Source organism: Nocardioides sp., assembly GCF_035697785.1.
Lineage (GTDB): Bacteria > Actinomycetota > Actinomycetes > Propionibacteriales > Nocardioidaceae > Nocardioides_B.
This window is the reverse complement of record NZ_DASSCL010000065.1, coordinates 1-17,323: the sequence shown is the minus strand read 5'-3', so window position 1 is coordinate 17,323 and position 17,323 is coordinate 1. Positions and strand designations below refer to the sequence as shown.

At 70.6% G+C, this 17,323-nt stretch carries 14 protein-coding genes and 1 tRNA gene; 8 read left to right on the top strand and 7 right to left on the bottom strand.

The window, feature by feature from the left end; translation table 11 throughout:
- Positions 1-342 precede the first annotated feature (342 nt).
- Positions 343-1,659, bottom strand: coding sequence for a DUF1501 domain-containing protein (locus VFH10_RS06590; protein WP_325127165.1), 1,317 nt, complete (start codon positions 1,657-1,659; stop codon positions 343-345).
- Between the two features lie 9 nt (positions 1,660-1,668).
- On the bottom strand, positions 1,669-3,162 hold the full coding sequence (locus VFH10_RS06585; RefSeq protein ID WP_325127163.1) for a DUF1800 domain-containing protein: 1,494 nt from the start codon (positions 3,160-3,162) through the stop codon (positions 1,669-1,671).
- A gap of 424 nt (positions 3,163-3,586) precedes the next feature.
- On the opposite strand from VFH10_RS06585, the gene VFH10_RS06580 reads away from it, so the two are divergent.
- Both VFH10_RS06580 and VFH10_RS06575 read left to right on the top strand, forming a co-directional pair.
- Positions 3,587-4,570: a phosphotransferase gene (locus tag VFH10_RS06580; protein WP_325127161.1), complete on the top strand. Its 984-nt coding sequence runs from the start codon at positions 3,587-3,589 to the stop codon at positions 4,568-4,570.
- Positions 4,571-4,773: 203 nt separating this feature from the next.
- A complete protein-coding gene (locus VFH10_RS06575) occupies positions 4,774-5,472 on the top strand; it encodes a matrixin family metalloprotease (protein ID WP_325127159.1) in 699 nt (232 codons plus the stop codon).
- 82 nt (positions 5,473-5,554) lie between these two features.
- Here VFH10_RS06575 and VFH10_RS06570 read toward each other — a convergent pair whose 3' ends face one another.
- Positions 5,555-5,983, bottom strand: a complete 429-nt coding sequence (locus VFH10_RS06570; RefSeq protein ID WP_325127157.1) for a hypothetical protein — start codon at positions 5,981-5,983, stop codon at positions 5,555-5,557.
- A gap of 145 nt (positions 5,984-6,128) precedes the next feature.
- Here VFH10_RS06570 and VFH10_RS06565 point away from each other — a divergent pair, with 145 nt between their 5' ends.
- From VFH10_RS06565 to VFH10_RS06555, 3 genes are all read left to right on the top strand, one after another.
- Positions 6,129-8,114, top strand: coding sequence for a sensor histidine kinase (locus VFH10_RS06565; protein WP_325127156.1), 1,986 nt, complete (start codon positions 6,129-6,131; stop codon positions 8,112-8,114).
- Positions 8,111-8,782 (top strand): response regulator transcription factor, encoded by a 672-nt coding sequence (locus VFH10_RS06560; RefSeq protein WP_325127154.1) that lies wholly within the window; start codon positions 8,111-8,113, stop codon positions 8,780-8,782. The genes VFH10_RS06565 and VFH10_RS06560 overlap by 4 nt, the downstream gene beginning before the upstream one ends.
- Positions 8,783-8,887: 105 nt before the next feature.
- Positions 8,888-10,231 carry an FAD-dependent oxidoreductase gene (locus tag VFH10_RS06555; protein WP_325127152.1) on the top strand — a complete coding sequence of 448 codons (1,344 nt, stop codon included), beginning with the start codon at positions 8,888-8,890 and terminating at the stop codon, positions 10,229-10,231.
- Between the two features lie 653 nt (positions 10,232-10,884).
- Here the strand turns inward: VFH10_RS06555 and VFH10_RS06550 are convergent.
- Positions 10,885-11,634, bottom strand: coding sequence for a CHAP domain-containing protein (locus VFH10_RS06550; RefSeq protein WP_325127150.1), 750 nt, complete (start codon positions 11,632-11,634; stop codon positions 10,885-10,887).
- A 353-nt stretch (positions 11,635-11,987) separates the two neighbouring features.
- Between VFH10_RS06550 and VFH10_RS06545 the strand changes: the two genes are divergently transcribed.
- Entirely contained in the window at positions 11,988-12,818 is an 831-nt protein-coding gene (locus tag VFH10_RS06545; RefSeq protein ID WP_414689841.1) for a transposase, read from the top strand.
- Here VFH10_RS06545 and VFH10_RS06540 read toward each other — a convergent pair.
- Positions 12,739-13,533: a hypothetical protein gene (locus VFH10_RS06540; protein ID WP_325127146.1), complete on the bottom strand. Its 795-nt coding sequence runs from the start codon at positions 13,531-13,533 to the stop codon at positions 12,739-12,741. The genes VFH10_RS06545 and VFH10_RS06540 overlap by 80 nt on opposite strands.
- 510 nt (positions 13,534-14,043) lie before the next feature.
- Between VFH10_RS06540 and VFH10_RS06535 the strand changes: the two genes are divergently transcribed.
- Positions 14,044-14,382: a hypothetical protein gene (locus VFH10_RS06535; protein WP_325127144.1), complete on the top strand. Its 339-nt coding sequence runs from the start codon at positions 14,044-14,046 to the stop codon at positions 14,380-14,382.
- 138 nt (positions 14,383-14,520) lie between these two features.
- Here VFH10_RS06535 and VFH10_RS06530 read toward each other — a convergent pair whose 3' ends face one another.
- Both VFH10_RS06530 and VFH10_RS06525 read right to left on the bottom strand, forming a co-directional pair.
- Positions 14,521-15,750 carry an MFS transporter gene (locus VFH10_RS06530; RefSeq protein WP_325127142.1) on the bottom strand — a complete coding sequence of 410 codons (1,230 nt, stop codon included), beginning with the start codon at positions 15,748-15,750 and terminating at the stop codon, positions 14,521-14,523.
- Positions 15,747-16,358, bottom strand: coding sequence for a transcriptional regulator (locus VFH10_RS06525; RefSeq protein WP_325127140.1), 612 nt, complete (start codon positions 16,356-16,358; stop codon positions 15,747-15,749). The genes VFH10_RS06530 and VFH10_RS06525 overlap by 4 nt, the downstream gene beginning before the upstream one ends.
- A gap of 747 nt (positions 16,359-17,105) precedes the next feature.
- Here VFH10_RS06525 and VFH10_RS06520 point away from each other — a divergent pair.
- Positions 17,106-17,178 (top strand) — tRNA-Lys (locus tag VFH10_RS06520).
- The last annotated feature ends 145 nt before the right edge of the window (positions 17,179-17,323 follow it).

The window sequence follows — 17,323 nt, the reverse complement described above, 5'->3', positions numbered from 1 at the left end:
TCGGCGTTGAACCACTTAACGGTGCCCTGAGCCATGCTCACTTACTCCTCTAACGGGGCGTGAGACCGCCACTTCGACGGCCCCGCATCAGATGCGGGTGAAACGCCGTGCCCCCTCAAGCAATGACTCAAGAGAAAACGTCGCCGGATCACAAAAACTCCGCGGACGTCGACCTTCTGGATGAAGGCGTTGCTAGACCTGTGGAACTTTGCACCTGCTGTGCTGGAAACCCTACCAATGTCGGGGCCTTCCTGCCGAGTGCGGATTCACCGGGCGTCGCAAACAGTGCGTGAACCGGTCGCCGACGGCGCACGTCCACCCGGTGCCGGGAGGAGATGCGGGTCAGACCACCACGCCGATCGGGCGGTAGACCAGGCCGGGGAACACCGACGTCGGTGACCGGTCGGGGAACCGGCGGGCGACGACCTCGCCGAGCACGTTGCGGTAGTCGGTGGTGACCTGCAGGTCGCCGTCGACGAGCCGGTCGGTGCCCAGCCCCGGCCAGCTCCCGTGGTAGCCGCCCCGGACGCCACCGCCCATCAGCAGCATCATGTTGCCCCAGCCGTGGTCGAGGCCGTTGTTGCCGTTCTGCGCGACCCGCCGGCCGAACTCGCTGATCGTCACGACCGTGACCCGGCTCCGCGTCGTGCCGAGGTCGCGCATGAACGCGTCGACGGCGTTGGCGAAGCCGCCGATCATCCGCTGCATCCGCCCCGCGTCGAGGCGGCCGTAGTCGCTGTGCATGTCCCAGGTGCCGTAGTCGACCGAGACGGCCTCCGTGCCGACGTCGGCCTTGATCAACCGGGCGGTGTCCTTCAGCGCGGCGGAGAGGCCCGCCGCCGGGTACGCCTTCGGGTAGCTGACGGCTGGCTGGTAGCGGTCCTCGACGACCGGCCGCAGGTCCTTGACCGTCTTCAGCGCGGCCCGGGTGGCGTCGCCGAGCGCGCCCGGCGACCGCTTCCACGTGGTGCGCAGCTGGCGCCTGCGCCGCTTCAGGAAGTCACCGTCGGCGCCGGCCAACGAGACGTCCTCCAGGCTCTCGGCGGTCAGCGACAGCGCGGGGCCGACCAGTGCGGTCGGCGTGACCGGGTCGCCGAGCCCGACCGCGTCGTACGGCTGGCTCCCGCCTCCGAGACCGACCATCCGGTTGACCCAGCCGCGACGTACGCCGGACGTCGGGTCGGCGTCCTCGATCTCCTCCATCGCCCGGAAGTGCGACCGGTTCGGCACCTCCATCCCGACGGCGTGGACGGCGGCCAGCTCGCCGGCGGTCCAGAGCCACTCCAGCGGCCGCAGCGACGGGTGCAGTCCGAACATCGCGTCGGCCGCGAACAGGGAGGTGGCCGGGATGCCGATCGTGGGCCGGGCGGCGTAGTACGCCGGGTCGCCGTGCGGGACGACCATTCCCATACCGTCGACGCCGCCGCGCAGGCTGATCACCACCAGCACGTTGTTGCCGACCGCCTTGCCGAACGACGCCTGGCGGAACGCGTCGCCGAACACCGAGGTGGTGACGGCCGCGCCGGTCGTGGCGGCCATGCCGGCGAGGAACCGGCGGCGGGACAGGCCGGCCGCCTTCTCGAACTCCTCGCAGCAGCCACCCAGGTCCGCCGTCACGGCCGATGCCGGCGGGACGCTTGTGTCGGTCAGTTCAGTCATGGGCGCCGGTCACCTCGACATGTGCTGGGGCGAGTCGAGCAGCACGGCGGCCACCCGGACGAACTGGCCCCGCGCCAGCTCGTGCTTGCGATCGATCTTCTCGTCCGGCTTGTAGCCGGTCGCCTGGCACACGGCCTTGAGCATCGTCTTCGTGGACCTCCGGCCGAGCAGGCTGCGGGATAGGTGGTCGACGTACCGGTCGAGCCGGATCGACTTGCGCGGCAGCCATCGTTGCGGCTTGCGGTAGCGGACGTCGCGCTCCGGGGACGAGCCCGACGCGAGGTCCCAGTGCATCCGGAACGAGCTGAGCATCCGCGCGGCGGAGGCCCAGTCGGCGTTGCGCTCGGGGGCGCCGTCCGGCCTCGGCCACTGGTAGAGCGGCAGGCTGCGGTGCTGGTGGGTGATCCGGTGTGCGAACGCCCGACCACCGGTCGGCCTGCTCGCCCGCACCTGCAGCGCCCGGGCGGTCGCGACCAGGTCGTCGACCGGGGTGCGGATCTTCTGACCCGCGGACTGCTGGAACTCCGGGCTGCTGACGAGCGCGCGGAGCACGGCGCGGATGTCGGTGCCGGCGGCGAGGTAGACCTGGCTGAGCCGGTCGACGAGCGCGGCCGGGGGGTAGTCGCCGACGAACCGGGTCACCAGCTTGGTGGCGATGGTGCGCGCCGTGGCCGGGTGGCGGGCGAGGTAGCGCAGGTAGTCGACGGTCATCGCGGATCCGTCGGCGTCGGCGTTGGGGTGCGTGAAGCCCAGCACCTGCACGGGGCGCTGGGTGTGCTGGCGCGGGTTGTAGCGCATCTCCCAGGTGCCGCGGAAGTCGACGCGGTAGCCGCTGAGGATGACGGCCGAGTCCTTCACCATCTGTTCGGTGTAGCCGGACGCGCGCCCCACGGTGTGCAGCTCGAGCAGCTCGCGGCCGTGGTTCTCGTTGGGAGCGTCCTTCACCGACCGGAAGTTGTCGAGGTACAGCAGCATCGACGGGTGCAGCGTGCACGCGACGAGGAGGTCCTCGAAGCGGCCGAGGGCGTGCTGCCGGATCGTCTGGTCGTAGTGGAACCGCTGCACCCACGCCGTACCCCCGACGGCGGTGACGTGCAGGTGGTTGGACCAGAAGTCGACCATCGTCTCCTGCACCTGGCGGTGGGAGTAGATCCGGCGCAGCATCGTCCAGCTGGACAGCTGGTCGGCGTAGCCGTAGCCGACCTTGCTCTTGGTGAACTTCACCGCGGGCGTCTCGAACAGCTCGGGGAACCACCTGTCGAGGTAGCCCACCTTGGGGTGCTCGGGCACGGTGTCGGGGTTCAGCTGCTGCTCGAACCACGCGGACGGACCGCCGGCGGTCCGCATCTGCTCCCAGGTGCGGACCGAGAAGCCGCAGCCCATCCGGTTCATCAGGTGCAGCCCGTAGGGGCTGGGCACCTTGGTGGCCCGGAACGGGTTGACGGCGTACCGGGTGCGACGCCGTCGGTCGCCAACCCGACGTGCCGTCGTGGGCATCGGCATGTGGACCTCCCCCGAGCTCGTGCGGCCAGGTCAGGCTATCCGCAAAGTAAAGGTGGCGTCGGGGTTATCGGGTCGGACACGGGAGGAAGGCCCTTCGGTCTCCCCCGACCCGAAGGACCTCCCGACCCGCGTCAGCGCGTCGCGGCGGCGGCCGGACCCTGGAGCGGCGCGTCGCTCGTCGGCGGTGACGCGAGACCGAAGGCGACCAGTGCCAGCAGTGAGGCGGTGAGCGAACGCACCGGCAGCCACATCGTCGTTTTCCTCAGTCACTCGGTCCTCGGTGCGGCATCCGGTCCGCACGCTTATCTATCGACGAGGCCGGGGCGTACCTTGAGGACTTCGCCCGATTCGCGCCCGTTTGTCACGCCCGGGCGGTCTCTTTTCAGGTTGCCGGGCCGCCGCGGTCTGGCCCAGGATGCTCGGCATGCCGGTGGACCTGTGGAGCAGCCCCACGTTCGTGGAGGAGGCCCGTGCCTGGGTGGCCGACCAGGTGCGCCCGCTGGGCATGTCGCTCAACGGCGAGTGGGAGCAGCCGCACTGCCGTCCGTGGTCGAGCGCGATCCGGTTCGAGAGCGACGGCGGCCGGCTGTGGTTCAAGGTGAACGGTCCCGGCACCAGCTTCGAGACCGGCGTCGTCGAGCGGCTCAGCCGGCTGGTGCCGGACCTGGCTCCGGAGCTGCTCGCCGCCGACGTCGAGCGCGCGTGGACGCTGACCCGCGACGCCGGCCCCGTGATGCGGTCGGTCGCCCCGCCGGAGGAGCTGTGGGGCTGGTGGGAGGGGGTGGTGACGCGGTACGCCGAGGCACAGATCCGGCTGGCGGAGCACCGAGCGACCCTGCTCGAGGCCGGTGCCCAGGACCTCTCCCCCGCCACGCTGCCCGACCGGGCCCGCAGGCTGCTCGACGAGCTGGCCGGGGCGGCCCCCGAGGACGGCGGGCTGACCCGCGAGGAGGCGGCGTCGATGGAGGCGCTGCTACCGGAGTACGACGCGTGGTGCGAGGCGCTGGCCCACTCCGGCGTACCCGACTCGGTGCAGCACGACGACCTGCACTCCTCGAACGTCTGCTGGAACGGGTCGGTGGAGACCGCCCGGATCATCGACTGGGGCGACACCTACGTCGGCTTCCCGCTCGCGACGATGCTTTGCACCATGAACTCCATCTCTTGGCACGCCAAGAGGGAGGTCGACGACCCCCTGGTGTTGCGAGTGCGGGACGCCTACCTCGAACCGTTCACGGCTTTCGCGACGCGGACCGAGCTGGTCGAGTACGTCGGTCTGGCTCGGCGCACCGGGGCGGTCCCCCGGGCGATCTCCTACCAGCACGCCTTCGAGGGGGAGCCTCGCTCGGCCGAGGCCGAGCTGGACTGGCCGGTGCGCGGTTGGTTCCTGGAGATCCGCGAGCTCTGACCTCCGATCGAGATCGGTGCGGGTCGGTGACCTTGAGCGTGCCGTCGGCCCTCGCCTGAGCGTGGCGAATGCCACGCGCGCCCGGAATGGGCAAATTTTCATGGAATGTCTGCGCACGGCGCCGCACGACGCTGTACTTGTCGGTGAGTTCAGGCGTCCTGGGGGGAGATCTGATGCGCCTACTTCGTGCTTCCTGTCTGCTGATGTCGGTCGCGACGATGGCCGCCGGCGGGCTCACGACGTCGCCGGCGGTGAACGCCGCGGAGGCCAGCAGCTACGCGGTCAGCACCACGACCCTGCCGGACGGCTCGACTACGACCGTGCGCTGGGATCCCTGCGGCGACCGGATCACCTTCAAGGTCAACGCCGGCGCGCTCGGCCGCTCGGATCGGCCGAGCGCCGTGCGCGAGGCCAAGAAGAAGGTGCGCCAGCTCGCCAAGGCCTCGGGCCTGCGGTTCTCCTACCGAGGGAAGACCTCGTTCGTGCCGAGGTCGGACAACGCGGGCTCGCAACCGGCGGAGCTGGTCGTGGCCTATGTCCGGCCCGAGCAGACCGACTACCCGCTGACCGGGCCCACCGCCGGGTACGGCGGCTACAACTTCGGGTGGCAGGGCCGCACCGACGGCTCGATCTCCTACGGCGTGACATCGGCGTACGTCGTCATCGACGTCCCGGACACCCGCTCGTGGAGCACGTCCCTGACCGAGGGCGGCGTCACGCGCCCCGGGCTTCTCGGGCACGAGCTCGGGCACGCCGTCGGGTTGATGCACGTGGCCGACCGGCAGCAGGTGATGTACCCCTCGTTGCACGCCGGATCGCCGCAGACGTACGCCGACGGCGACCGCACCGGGCTGGACGTGGTCGGTCGGGCCGCCGGCTGCCTGGCCCCGGTGTCCTCCTGATCGGCGCGACGGCGTAGAGAACACCGGCACGCATCTCCCCGCGAGGTGATCGTGGGGAGATGCGCAGCCGGGGCGGCGGTGGTCAGGCCGCGTAGCGCCTCGCCGCCGGGTGCAGGGCGAGAGCGCCGACCAGCAGACCGACGACGCCGAACGGGATCGCCGACAGCTCCTGGATGGTCACCAGCTTCATGATCGTGAAGACGACGATGAACCCGGCCCAGGCGACCAGCCCGACCCGGCCGTGCGAGGAGCCGCGCAACAGCCCGACAGCGGATACGAGCGCGAGGACCACGGTCGCCTCGTACGTCGTGACGAACGTGACGCCCGCGGCGTCCCAGCCTTCGAGCCCGGTGAAGTAGATCGCGCCGTACCCGGCGAACAGGCTGAGCAGGATGGCGAGCACCGATGCGGTGAGCACCGGAGCCGGGGGGCGACCCGGGCGCGAGGTGGTGGTGGCGGCGGCGCTCGGGGCGGTGGTGGTGGCGGTGGTGGTGGCGGTGTTGCTGAACATGAGCTGCTCCTTCGATGACAACGGATGAGGTGTGAGGTCGACTGTGTGCCCGGACCTGTCCCAGCCACGACGGTCCCGGATCACGACCTTGGTCGGGACTTCTCGTCCCGTGACGGCGGGACTCCCCGGCCGCCAGAATGACCGCGTGTACACAGCAGGTGGGCTCCTCGCCGTCCTCGGCGGCCTGGTCGGCATGGCGCTCCACGCCGTCAACGCGGCGGCCGGGCGCACCGTCACGCCGTCGTTCTGGCTGATGCAGGTGGCGGTGGCGGTGGCCTACGGCCTGCTCGCCCTCGCGGTGAGGCGGGCCGCCACGGTCTGGCTGCGGTCGACGGTGCTGCTGATCGCGCTGTTCGCGGCGGTGTCGGTGCTGGCGTCGGAGTGGGCGCAGGCCGTCCCCGGCTCCGACTGGATGCTGTGGCTGGGCTCCTGGTCGTGGGCGCCCGGCTACGTCGCGATCCTCGCCCTGCTGCCCGGGCTGCTTCCCGACGGCCAGGTCCCCTCCCCGCGGTGGCGGGCGGTGCCTGTGCTGGGGCTGGCCGCGGTCGTGCTCGCCGGCGGCAGCTGGGCGCTCACGCCGTACGACGCCCAGGACTTCCCGGGCCCGCTGGCCGGGAGCACCAACCCGGTCGGCGTCGACCTCGTGGCATCCGCACCGGTCCAGGCACTCGTCCTGACGGTGACCCTGCTCGCGGCAGGCAGCGCCGTGGCGGCGCTGGTCGTCCGATGGCACCGGGCCGAGGGGGTCGCGCGTCAGCAGCTCAAGTGGGTGCTGCTCGGTGTCGCCGCCACCCTCGCGCTGGCCGCGCTGGCGCGGGTGCTGCCGGTCCCGATCACGGAAGCGGTCGCCGCAGCCGCGATGCTCCCGCTGCCCGCGGCGGTGGCCGTCGCCGTGCTGCGGTTCGGGCTCTGGGACGTGGAGGTGGTGGTCTCCCGAACCCTGGTCTACGTCTCCGCCTCGGTCGTCGCCGTGGTCGGGTACGCCGGGGTCGTCGGCCTCGTCGACCTCGCCGTCGACGGCGCGTCCGGCGCGGCAGCGCTGATCGCCGTAGCGGTGGTGGCACCGCTGATGCCACCACTGCACCGGTGGCTGCAGCGGCGCGTGAACCGGCGCGTGCACGGCGACGACGACGAGCCCTGGGACGAGCTGGCCCGACTGGGCGAGCGGCTCGCGGCGGCCGCCGACCCCGACGAGCTGGTCGACCACGTGCTCCCGTCGGTCGTCGGCCGGATCGGGCATGCCTTGCGGGCCTCGGGTCTGCGGCTCCGGCTGCCCGACGGGTCCGTGCTCGTCGAAGGCGTGGAACCTGCGGGCGGGGACGAGAGCGCGGTGGAGCTGCCGCTGGAGTACGCCGGGGAGCGGCTCGGGACACTCACGGTCGCCCGCGCCGGTGGTTTCGGCAGCGCCGAACGCGCGCAGCTCGACCGTCTCGCCGCGCAGGCCGCCGTGGCGGTCCACACCGTGATGCTGGCCCGGGAGACGCGCCGCTCCCGTGAGCTGGTGGTCGTCGCGCGCGAGGAGGAACGCCGACGGCTCCGCCGGGACCTGCACGACGGGGTCGGGCCGTCCATCGCCGCCCTGGCCCTGCAGGTCGAGACGGCCCGCGACCTCGCAGCGGAGGACCCCGAGGCTGCGGGTGCGCTGCTGGCCCGGCTCGCGCCCCGCATCAACGCGGTCGTCGGCGACGTCCGGGCCCTGGTGCACGAGCTGAGGCCGCCGACCCTGGACGAGCTGGGTCTCGCCGCTGCGGTCCGCGAGCTCGCAGCGCGGCTCTCGGGCACGACCACCGTGACGGTCCAGGCCGACGACCTGGGTGCGTTGCCGGCGGCGGTCGAGGTCGCGACGTACCGCATCACCGGCGAAGCCGTCACCAACGCGGTGCGGCACTCCGGCGCCAAGGCGGTCGCGGTGTCGGTGGTCCGCGACGACGAGTGCCTGCTCGTCACCGTGCGCGACGACGGGCACGGGCTGAGGCAGCCGACCGTGGACGGCGTCGGACTCGGGTCGATGCGCGCCCGCACGGAGGAGCTGGGGGGTACGTTCACCCTCGTGACCGGGGAGACGGGGACGACCGTGGCCGCACGGCTGCCGCTGCAGGACGTCGGGCGCGAAGACCGGCGGACGGCGTGAGCGGGACCGGGGACATCCGCGTCCTCGTGGTCGATGACCACCCGCTCTACCGGGAGGGGCTGGTCGGTGCGATCTCGACCATGCCCGGCAAGCGGGTCGTCGGCGAGGCGGGCGACGGTGCCGAGGCGGTGCGGCTCGCGGCGGAGCTGACCCCCGACGTGGTCGTCATGGACCTGCACATGCCGGAGCTCAACGGGGTCGACGCCACGCGCGCGATCAGCAGCGCCCAGCCGGAGGTCGCGGTGCTGGTCCTCACCATGTTGGAGGGAGACGAGTCGGTGTTCGCTGCGGTGCGCGCCGGGGCGAAGGGATACCTGCTCAAGGGCGCCGACCGGGCCGAGATCGCACGCGCCCTCGACGCCGTAGCCCACGGCGAGGTGGTGTTCTCGTCCTCGATCGCCCAACGGGTGCTCGCGTTCTTCGCGGGCGGTCGGCCCGGGACGTCGGCCGAGCCCTTTCCCGAGCTGACCGAACGGGAGCGGGAGGTGCTCGACCTGGTGGCGCGCGGGCTGACGAACGCCGAGATCGCCCGGCGTCTCTTCGTCAGCGACAAGACCGTGCGCAACCACGTGTCCAACGTGTTCGCAAAGCTGCACGTGACCGGGCGCGCCGAAGCAGTGGCCCGGGCCCGCGACGCCGGTCTCGGATCCGGGCCACGACCGGCCTGACCGACGCGTCCCGCCGACGGTCGCGCCGTCGGCATACGCCTGCCGTCACCAGGGCCGGACCCCGGACAGGTGGGCATTGCCGCCGATCCGCGCGACACTGGGACCGTGCTCCGCGTAGCGGTTGTCGGTTCGGGCCCGGCCGGGGTGTATGCCGCCGGCGCCCTGGTCGACCACGGGGACGTGGCCGTCGACGTCATCGACCGGCTGCCCTGCCCGTACGGACTCGTCCGCTACGGGGTTGCGGCCGACCACCCCAAGATCAAGTCCATCAGCGCGACGCTGAAGAAGGTGCTGGAAGGTCCCGCCGTGCGGTTCCTCGGCAACGTCGAGATCGGCACCCAGCTCACCCTGCAGGACCTGCACCGTCACTACGACGCCGTCATCTTCGCCTGCGGCGCTGCCATCGACCGTCGGCTCGGGATCCCGGGGGAGGACCTTCCCGGGAGCTTCTCCGCGACGGAGTTCGTAGCTTGGTACAACGGTCATCCAGACTCCCCCGTCGACAAGTTCGTCCTGGACGCGCAGAGCGTCGCGGTCGTCGGCGCCGGGAACGTGGCGCTGGACGTCACCCGGATGCTGGCGAAGTCCGCTGACGAGCTACGCGTGACCGACCTGCCGTCCCATGTGCTGAGCGTTCTGGCGGACAGCCGCGTGAAGGAGATCCACCTGCTCGCGCGCCGCGGCCCGGCGCAGGCGAAGTTCACGACCAAGGAGCTCCGCGACATCGGCGACCTGGCCAACGCCGACGTGGTCGTCGACCCGGCCGAGCTCGAGCTCGACGAGGCAAGCCGTCAGACCCTGGCAGAGGACTCGCGCGCACGCCGCAACTACGACGTGCTTCAGGAATGGGCCGAACGGCCGACCACCACTCGGCCCCGACGTATCCACCTCCGGTTCAACCTCCGCCCCGTGGAGGTCCTCGGCGGCTCGCACGTGTCCGGTCTGCGCGTGGAGCGCACTCGTCCGGACGAGACCGGGAACCCGACCGGGACCGGACTGGTCTCAGAGCTCGACGTCCAGCTGGTCCTGCGCTCGATCGGGTATCGCGGCCGCCCCCTTCCCGACCTCCCGTTCGACCAGCGCACGGGAGTGATCCCGAACTCGGCGGGACGCGTGCTGCAGTCCGGCGAGGTGGTTCCCGGCGAGTACGTGGCGGGCTGGATCAAGCGCGGACCCACGGGTGTCATCGGCAGCAACAAGGGCGACGCGCGCGAGACGGTAGCCGCCCTCCTTGCGGATGCCCCCTCGTTGCCTCCCGCCCCGGTCCGTGACCCGGAGGCGGTCGACCGCCTGCTGGCCGAGCGCGACGCCAGGGTGGTCCCTTGGCAGGGCTGGTGCTGCATCGAGATCGCGGAAGCCGAGCTCGGCCGCAGCAACGGGCGGGAGCGGACCAAGATCGTGGACCGCGAGGAGCTGCTGGCCGCAGCCGCGGGTGCAGGCACCGGCTGAGCCGCCAGGTCTGCGCTAAAGGCGCCGGGACAAGACCACCTCCTCCGACCTCACTCCCGACGGCACCCTCGCACTGGCCGGCATCCGCACCCTCACCTCGAACTTCGAGGAGATCCCGGACCGCGGCTACGTCGTCGCGTGGGGCACCGCGAGCCGCGAGGTCCGCGGGATGGTCGAGCCCCCTGGCCGGTGTACTCCGTCGACAGCACGCCGTATGGCGACCGCGCCCGCGTGCTCGGTGTCGGCGCCGCAGCCGGCACAGCGACCCCCCTGCAACGCCTGCTGCGCGAGGCCGCGGTTCACGACCCGGTGACTTCCGAACGGCTGCTGCAGGTCGGGATGCAGGTCGCACCGACCACGAGCCCGTTGCGCCCCTCCGTCATCGGGCGGGCGTGGAACATTCGCCGTCGAGCGCGACGGACCGCGGCGACCCAGAACCAACTGGCTTCGCCCGCTGCGGCGCTGGCGGGAATCGGACCCGCGTCCTCGAGCGCCGAACCAGGTCTTCTCCGGGTCCAGTCCGTGAGGTCGTTCTTCTCGGCCCAGGCGATCGCACGAACACGTCACCTACGGGCTCAGCCACGGAAGAGTCCCGACCAGCCCTCGTGACCCGAGCTGGACAGCTCTATCGGGCGGGCCGCAGCAGGCCGCGGTCAGGCTTTGCCGACGCCTCGGATGGTGTAGCCGTTGATGGAGTCGGCCCAGCCGGCGTACTTCAACCCCCACTCGCGGGTGATCCACTTCACCGGGACCGTCGACACCCGTCCGGCGCCGCCGGCGTCGGACGAACGTACCTTTCCGCCGCCGACGGAGATGGCGACGTGGCCGTAGCCCTGGCTCCCGCCGGTCCAGTAGACGGCAGCCCCGGCCGGTGGCGTGCGGTCGCCGCGCCGCTTGCCCGTCGCGTGCGTCCAGGCTGTCGCCGCGTCCGGGTAGCGGGCCGGGATGTCCGCCTGCTGCCGCGACCACTCCAGGCAGTACCCGGGGTCGTTGAACCGCGACCGAGCGGCTGTCCGCCGGGTCTCGACCGCGCTGCTGGGGGCCAGCCGGACGTGCGCGCGACGCACCGAGGTTCTCGCCGCTCCCCGAGAAGGCCGCGAGGTCGAGCGCCCGTCGAGGGTCTCCCGCCGTCCCTCCGCAGAGGACCGGGGCGACTTCTTCGCGTCGTCGGACCTGTGGGGGTGCCGCCGGTCCGGTCGGTGCCGGTCCATGGGCGGCCCCGCGGCGTTGACCTCAATCGCGGTCGGCGCCGCTCCTGCCGCGACCGGGGTCTGCGCCGGACGGAGCAGGAGATCGCCCGCCGTCGTTGCCACGTCCAGGTCGTCGGCGAAGGCCACACCTGTCCCGAGCGCGACGGAGGCCGCCGTGACCGGGACGACCGCGACGGCGAGCCAGACAGGCACACCCGCGCAACGCGTGTCGCCGCGATGCGTCGGCGACGCTGACGTGCTTCGGTTGGGCTGGCGGAGATTGGGCAATGACACGTGGATCGCGAGTTCCTCATCTGGTGGTTCGGTGCGGCCTCCCGAGTGGCTGTCGGATGGTGCGCCTTGCGCAGAAGGAACGAACCGCGACCTCGACTTTGACGCGGACGGCCGTGTGAACTGAGTCATGGGCCGGTCCCTGCTCGCGGCGTGCGAGCGGGACCGGCCCATGATGTCGCCCGACGTGGGTGGACCTGACCGGGTTTGTCCTCCGGTTCGCGCCCGACTCGCGAGCTCTTTCCGCTCCGATACCGGATGCGTGACCTCGACCACTGGACCGGACCGGAGGTCCGGGGTCACGGCGTCGACTGCCGCCGCTACCTGGGTGGGGAGCACACCCGCAATGTCTCTCAGCTGCACGCCTTGCTGGTGGAGCTGATTCCTGCCGGGGCGAAGGTGTTCTTGTCCGCCACCCAGGCCCGCAAGCTGATGACGTCGGTGCATCCACGCGACGTCGTGGGCAAGACCAGCAAACGCGTCGCGATGGAACCTGTCGTCGTGGGGAAGGTCTACGCCCGCACCAAGGCCGCAGACCTGACCGAACGGGTGAAGGCCACCGGCACCGGGCTGCTGGACCTGCGCGGCATCGGCCCCTCCGGCGCCGCACGGCTGCTCGTCGAGGTCGGCGACATCACCCGGTTCCTCGACCGCGGGCACTTCGCGTCTGGACCGGCACCGCACCCATCGACGCCTCCTCCGGGGACCAGGTCCGGCACCGGCTCTCCCGAGGAGGCAACCGCCAGATCAACCGAGTCCTGCACATCATGGCCGTCGTCCAGCTGCGCAACTCCACCGAAGGACGTGCCTACGTCGACCGCAAGAACGCGTCGGGCAAGACCTCGATGGAAGCCATGCGATGTCTGAGACGACGCCTGTCAGACCTGATCTACAAGTTGATGCTCGATGCCTTCGTCCCGCGGTTGACAACAGAAGGGAGCCGGAAGGACGCAGAGGCACCGGGGTGGTGCTTGGCGGTCCGATGCGAAGCAAGCCCCGATGTCGCACCCGCTCGTGCCGATCCCGTCACTCCAGTACGACTCGATCCAGTACCGGTTCGAATCCTCGCGATCTGTGCGCGGCTGTGGTCGCGGCGTTCCCGCTGAGCACGAGCACATGGTCGAAGACGGCCCGCGCCGCGACGCAGGCCGCGTCAAATGCGGCGTCGGCGTACGTCGTGCCCTCGGTGGGTTGGAAGGCGAGACCCATCCGCACCATGCCGGCCACCGCCGGGGTGCGAGAGGCCATCGCCACCGGCCGACCGTCGACCTCCCAGACGACGAGGCCCCCGTCTTCGAGTGGATGGTCGACGACGAACTCGACGTGGCTGGCGTCCTCAGGATGACGGGCTCGGAACAGTGCGAACCACGATCTCAACAACGACAGGTCCCTGCCCACGGCCGGGCGAGACACACCCGCGGGGCGGGAAGGAGTGCGGAAATCCTGCAGCTCGAGCAGGCTCAGCCATCCGATGGGACGCAACTGTCGACGATGCGCCCGCCAGGACGCAGTCACGGCTGCGACGTCCTCCGCCTGGACGCCGAGGCGCGTGCCCGCCGTCAGCACCCGCGGGAGACTCTCCGCGGAGGCCGCAGTGAGCGGCGAACAGATCGCGGCGTGGTCCGGGACGTGCACGAACGCGGCCTGCGCCCGGTCGTTCTCGGTCCACCATCCGAAGAAGGCCGGAGGTTCCGGGACGGAGAATCGAGACCAGAACCGCGCTTCTGTCAGCAACATCGAGTTGGCCACGGGATCAGCCGCCAACAACGACCCAGTCTCGTCCATGAACTGGTTGACATCGGCCGTGGTTACCCAGGTCACACCCCATTCTCCCAGAGTGCGGCTCTGGTGATGTGGGCGGCAGATCCATGCTCATGGTTTCGTCAACGAAGTCGACCCGCCGTCGCCCCCATCTCGTGCGGTGTCCTGACCTTGGTCGCCACGATTACTCCCCCTCGAGCGTCGTTTCCACACCTAGTCGGACCAATAGCACAGGTCCGCCAGGCACGATCTCCAGGCAGGAAGGTCCTGGGTCGACACGCAGCATGCCGCGCGGACGCGGCGGAATGACCTACAGGTTGGCCGCGTGAATCGGGCATGCGCGGTAGGGAGGCCGAGCGGTCGTGGGGGGCTCCCCGAGGAGGCCTTGCCCGCGGTGGGACCGACCGAGCACGAGCGCGTCATGCTCCGCCTCGCGCACGAAGGAGAGACTCTCAGGCGCCATCCAGCGGCGAGCTAGCCTCCGGTCGATTGTCGGGTCCTGACTGCGCCCGCGATATCCCCTGGCGGTCGCCCTCGGCCCGTCGTCGCGGGCCGCCGTAGGGTTGCTGCATGCCTGACGCGCCTGACCACCCCATCGCCTACACCGCGCTCCAGCCGGGCACGCCGGTGCAGACGAGCGACGGCCACCGTTTCGCCACCGTGGAGGCCGTGCTGATCGACGAGAAGGTCTCGGTGTTCGACGGCATCGTCGTCCAGACAGCGGACGCTACACGGTTCATCGACGCCGATCAGATCAGCTCGATCTACACCTCTTGCGTCCGCACGACACTCACGGCGGAGCAGGCGGCGAACCTCCCGCTGCCCGATAGGTCGACCCTGGTCGAGATCAAGCCGGCGAGGTCGATGGCTGATCGATTACGCCGCATGTTCGGTCGAGGGAAGCGGTAGTACTGCGCGAAAGCGACCGGCAGCCATCCGAACGTCAGACCCCGTAGTCCGGGGTGCGCCGACGCGGCGGTGTGACGCGGGTCTTCATGCGCGGACTTCGACCTGAGCGGACGGGCGGGCCCTTCGGGACGGTCTGAATCACGTGAGGGTCGCGATGGCCTTGCGGGTCGCGAACGTCAGGCATAGCAGGGACATCGTAAGCCCGAAGATCAGCGTTGAGGTCAGCACGCTGGTGGCTCCCGCGATCGCGCCGAGCACCGGCAGCGAGAGCGGCATCAGGGTCATGTCACCGAGGCTGGTGACCGAGGAGACGCGGCCGGTGTACTCCGGGTCGATCGCCTTGAGGAACGCGCCCGACAGCCAGACCGACGCTATGCCGGCCGTCACTCCGACTGTGAACATCCCCAGCAGCACGGCCGGCAGGGACGGCATGCCCACGATCGCCAGCCCTACGCCTTGCAGCACCAGGACCCTGAACCCGGCCCGCGCGGCGTTCAACGGCGGCCAGCGGATCGCCAGCAGGCTTCCGGCGATCGCGCCGACGGCCAGGGTGCCGTCGGCGAAGCCGAGCCAGTGCGCACCCCAGCCGGATCCCTCCACGCGGATCGCCAGCCCGAGTGCGACGACCGGGGTCACGAACACGTTCAGCGCGGTCAGCCCCGTGATGAAGATGCGCGCCGTCGGGCTGCGCCGAAGGTAGGCGACACCGTCGGAGAAGGATTCCCGCCAGCGAGTGTGCGCGGAGCGCGGCACGGCGTACCGGGCCCGCACTACCAGGGCGAGCACCAGCGCGATGACCGCGAACGATGCGCTGTTGATCACCATCGCGGCCACCGGGCCGTACAAGGCAACGATGACGCCGCCCGCCGGCGCGCCCAGGAGGCGCATGGTGCGGCCGAGGACCTGCTGCCAGCCCATCACGGTCCCGAAGTCGTCAGGGTGGACGAACACCCGCAGCAGCGGCCCACCGGACGGGACGGTCAGTCCCGCGACGACCCCGAAGGACAGGGCGATGGCGAACAACGTCACCGCGCCGTCGAACCCGGCGTGCCACGCGAGCGCTCCGAGCGCAAGCACGAGAGCCCGGGCCACCTGGCCGAGGACCAGGATGCGCCGGGGGTCGAAGCGGTCCGCCAGCACGCCGCCAAGCAGGACGAGGACCGCCTGCGGGAACATCTCGACCCCAAGCACAGCGCCCGCGAGCGTCGACGACACCGTCTGTACGGCGGTCCACGCGAGCGCGACGGTCCACACCGCGTCGCCGAACGCCGAGATCGTGGTGCCCGCGAGCCAGGTCAGCACCATCGGGTCGCGACGCACCGGCGGCGGTGCGGCCCCCAGCAGGGCCGGCGCGGAGGTGGCGCTCACGGTTGCACCGGCCTGCTGGGGAACATCTGCAGGATGACCCGGACCATCCGGCTGTCGGGCGCCGGGACTTCGGTCTTGACCTCCTCGGTCCACGCCCGCAGGACGGCGCCCAGGCGCTGGTGCAGGTCCTTGGTCTGCTCGGGGGTGGCCCGGACCAGGCTGTCGGTCGAGCCTGCCGCGCGCCGCCACGCCGGCGTCGCCTGGCCCATCTCCTTGAGCCACTGCTGAGTGGCGCGTGCCTGGTACCGGAAGTTCTCGAGCTCCGCCTGGTCCGCGACCTTGCGGCCCAGGCTGTCGGGCGCGAAGTCCTCGGCGCTCCACGACAGTTGGCGCTCGCTCACCCGCCACCAACTCTCCCGGGTGTCGCGGGCCAGCTCGGGCGCCGGCACGACGAACCCCTGCCGATGCAGCGGCTTGAGGTGGTGGCTCACCGACCCCACCGCCAGCCCCGTGCGCGCGGCGAGCCCGCCCACCGTGGCCGGCCCCTCGACGTACAACAACTCCATCAGCCATCGCCGGGTCGGGTGATGCAGAGCGACGAGGACGTCGATCAGGTCGGTACTGACGTCGTCGATGCGGTGCCGGAACTCGGCCGTTTTGCGGGTCACACCTCTAGCCTGCAGCCGGCGAGTGTCTTCCTACAAGCCCTGTTGTATAACTCAGACGCTCTGTGTACCTGGCGAGATGGTTGGGCACCGGAAGAGCGGTGAGCGCTGGGGTGCCGGTCAGGGCGGCTGGGGCGGCGGGGACTAGTAGGCAGAGCTCAGTCGGTAAGGGTTCGATCGTGATGACCAACCCTCAAGCCGCGAGAACCGTTGTTCGTGGCACGGGCGGGCGGTTGTGTCCGATGCTGTGTAGCTCCCCTCAACATCGTCATGTCCGCCAGAACCTCCGCCCAGCGCGCGTCGACGAATAGAGACACACCAGTAAGACGAATTGCAGACCAGCAGCCCGGCCACGGTGAGTGAGAGTGCTCCGCCGACCGACGCGCCCAGCTGCCAAGCACAGCGAGCCAAGGGCTTTGATGGCGGCCCCGCTCAGGCCTAACAGCCGCGTCCTTCTGGGCGAAATGACCCAAGCATCTTCGGCAGTGTTCGTGTGTTCACTGTCGGCGGCAACCATGGCGGACCGCATCCGTAGTGCCCGCGAGTTACACGTCGTCATCGTCAACGACCGCCGACGTGGCGCCGATCGTCCTAGCGCGTACTACATCGCAGTTGTCCCGAGGGTTCTCCCTATTCTGTCAGCGAATCGGAGTACGAGGCGCCCCGAGTTAGATCTCCAACCACCTGCGATACTGCATCGCGACATCGGGTCATTCCTGAGGATCATTCGGATGAAGGTCCCCATGTCCCGGGCCTCTAGCTCAATTGGCAGAGCAGCGGACTTTTAATCCGCGGGTTGTGGGTTCGAGTCCCACGGGGCCCACGAATGTGATGTCTCAAGACATCGTGGACGCCCCGAACCCTCAGGTTCGGGGTGTTCTTCGTTGGGTGGGGCCTTTGGGTGCTCCGGTTGGTTGGTAGTCCCTGGTGGGGTCCAGGACGAGCTCGCGGAGGAGTTCTCCGGTGGC

Coding starts and splice junctions, on each gene's coding strand:
- VFH10_RS06590 (WP_325127165.1), bottom strand. CDS start 1,659: ATGACTGAACTGACCGACACAAGCGTCCCGCCGGCATCGGCCGTGACG.
- VFH10_RS06585 (WP_325127163.1), bottom strand. CDS start 3,162: ATGCCGATGCCCACGACGGCACGTCGGGTTGGCGACCGACGGCGTCGC.
- VFH10_RS06580 (WP_325127161.1), top strand. CDS start 3,587: ATGCCGGTGGACCTGTGGAGCAGCCCCACGTTCGTGGAGGAGGCCCGT.
- VFH10_RS06575 (WP_325127159.1), top strand. CDS start 4,774: ATGTCGGTCGCGACGATGGCCGCCGGCGGGCTCACGACGTCGCCGGCG.
- VFH10_RS06570 (WP_325127157.1), bottom strand. CDS start 5,983: ATGTTCAGCAACACCGCCACCACCACCGCCACCACCACCGCCCCGAGC.
- VFH10_RS06535 (WP_325127144.1), top strand. CDS start 14,044: ATGCCTGACGCGCCTGACCACCCCATCGCCTACACCGCGCTCCAGCCG.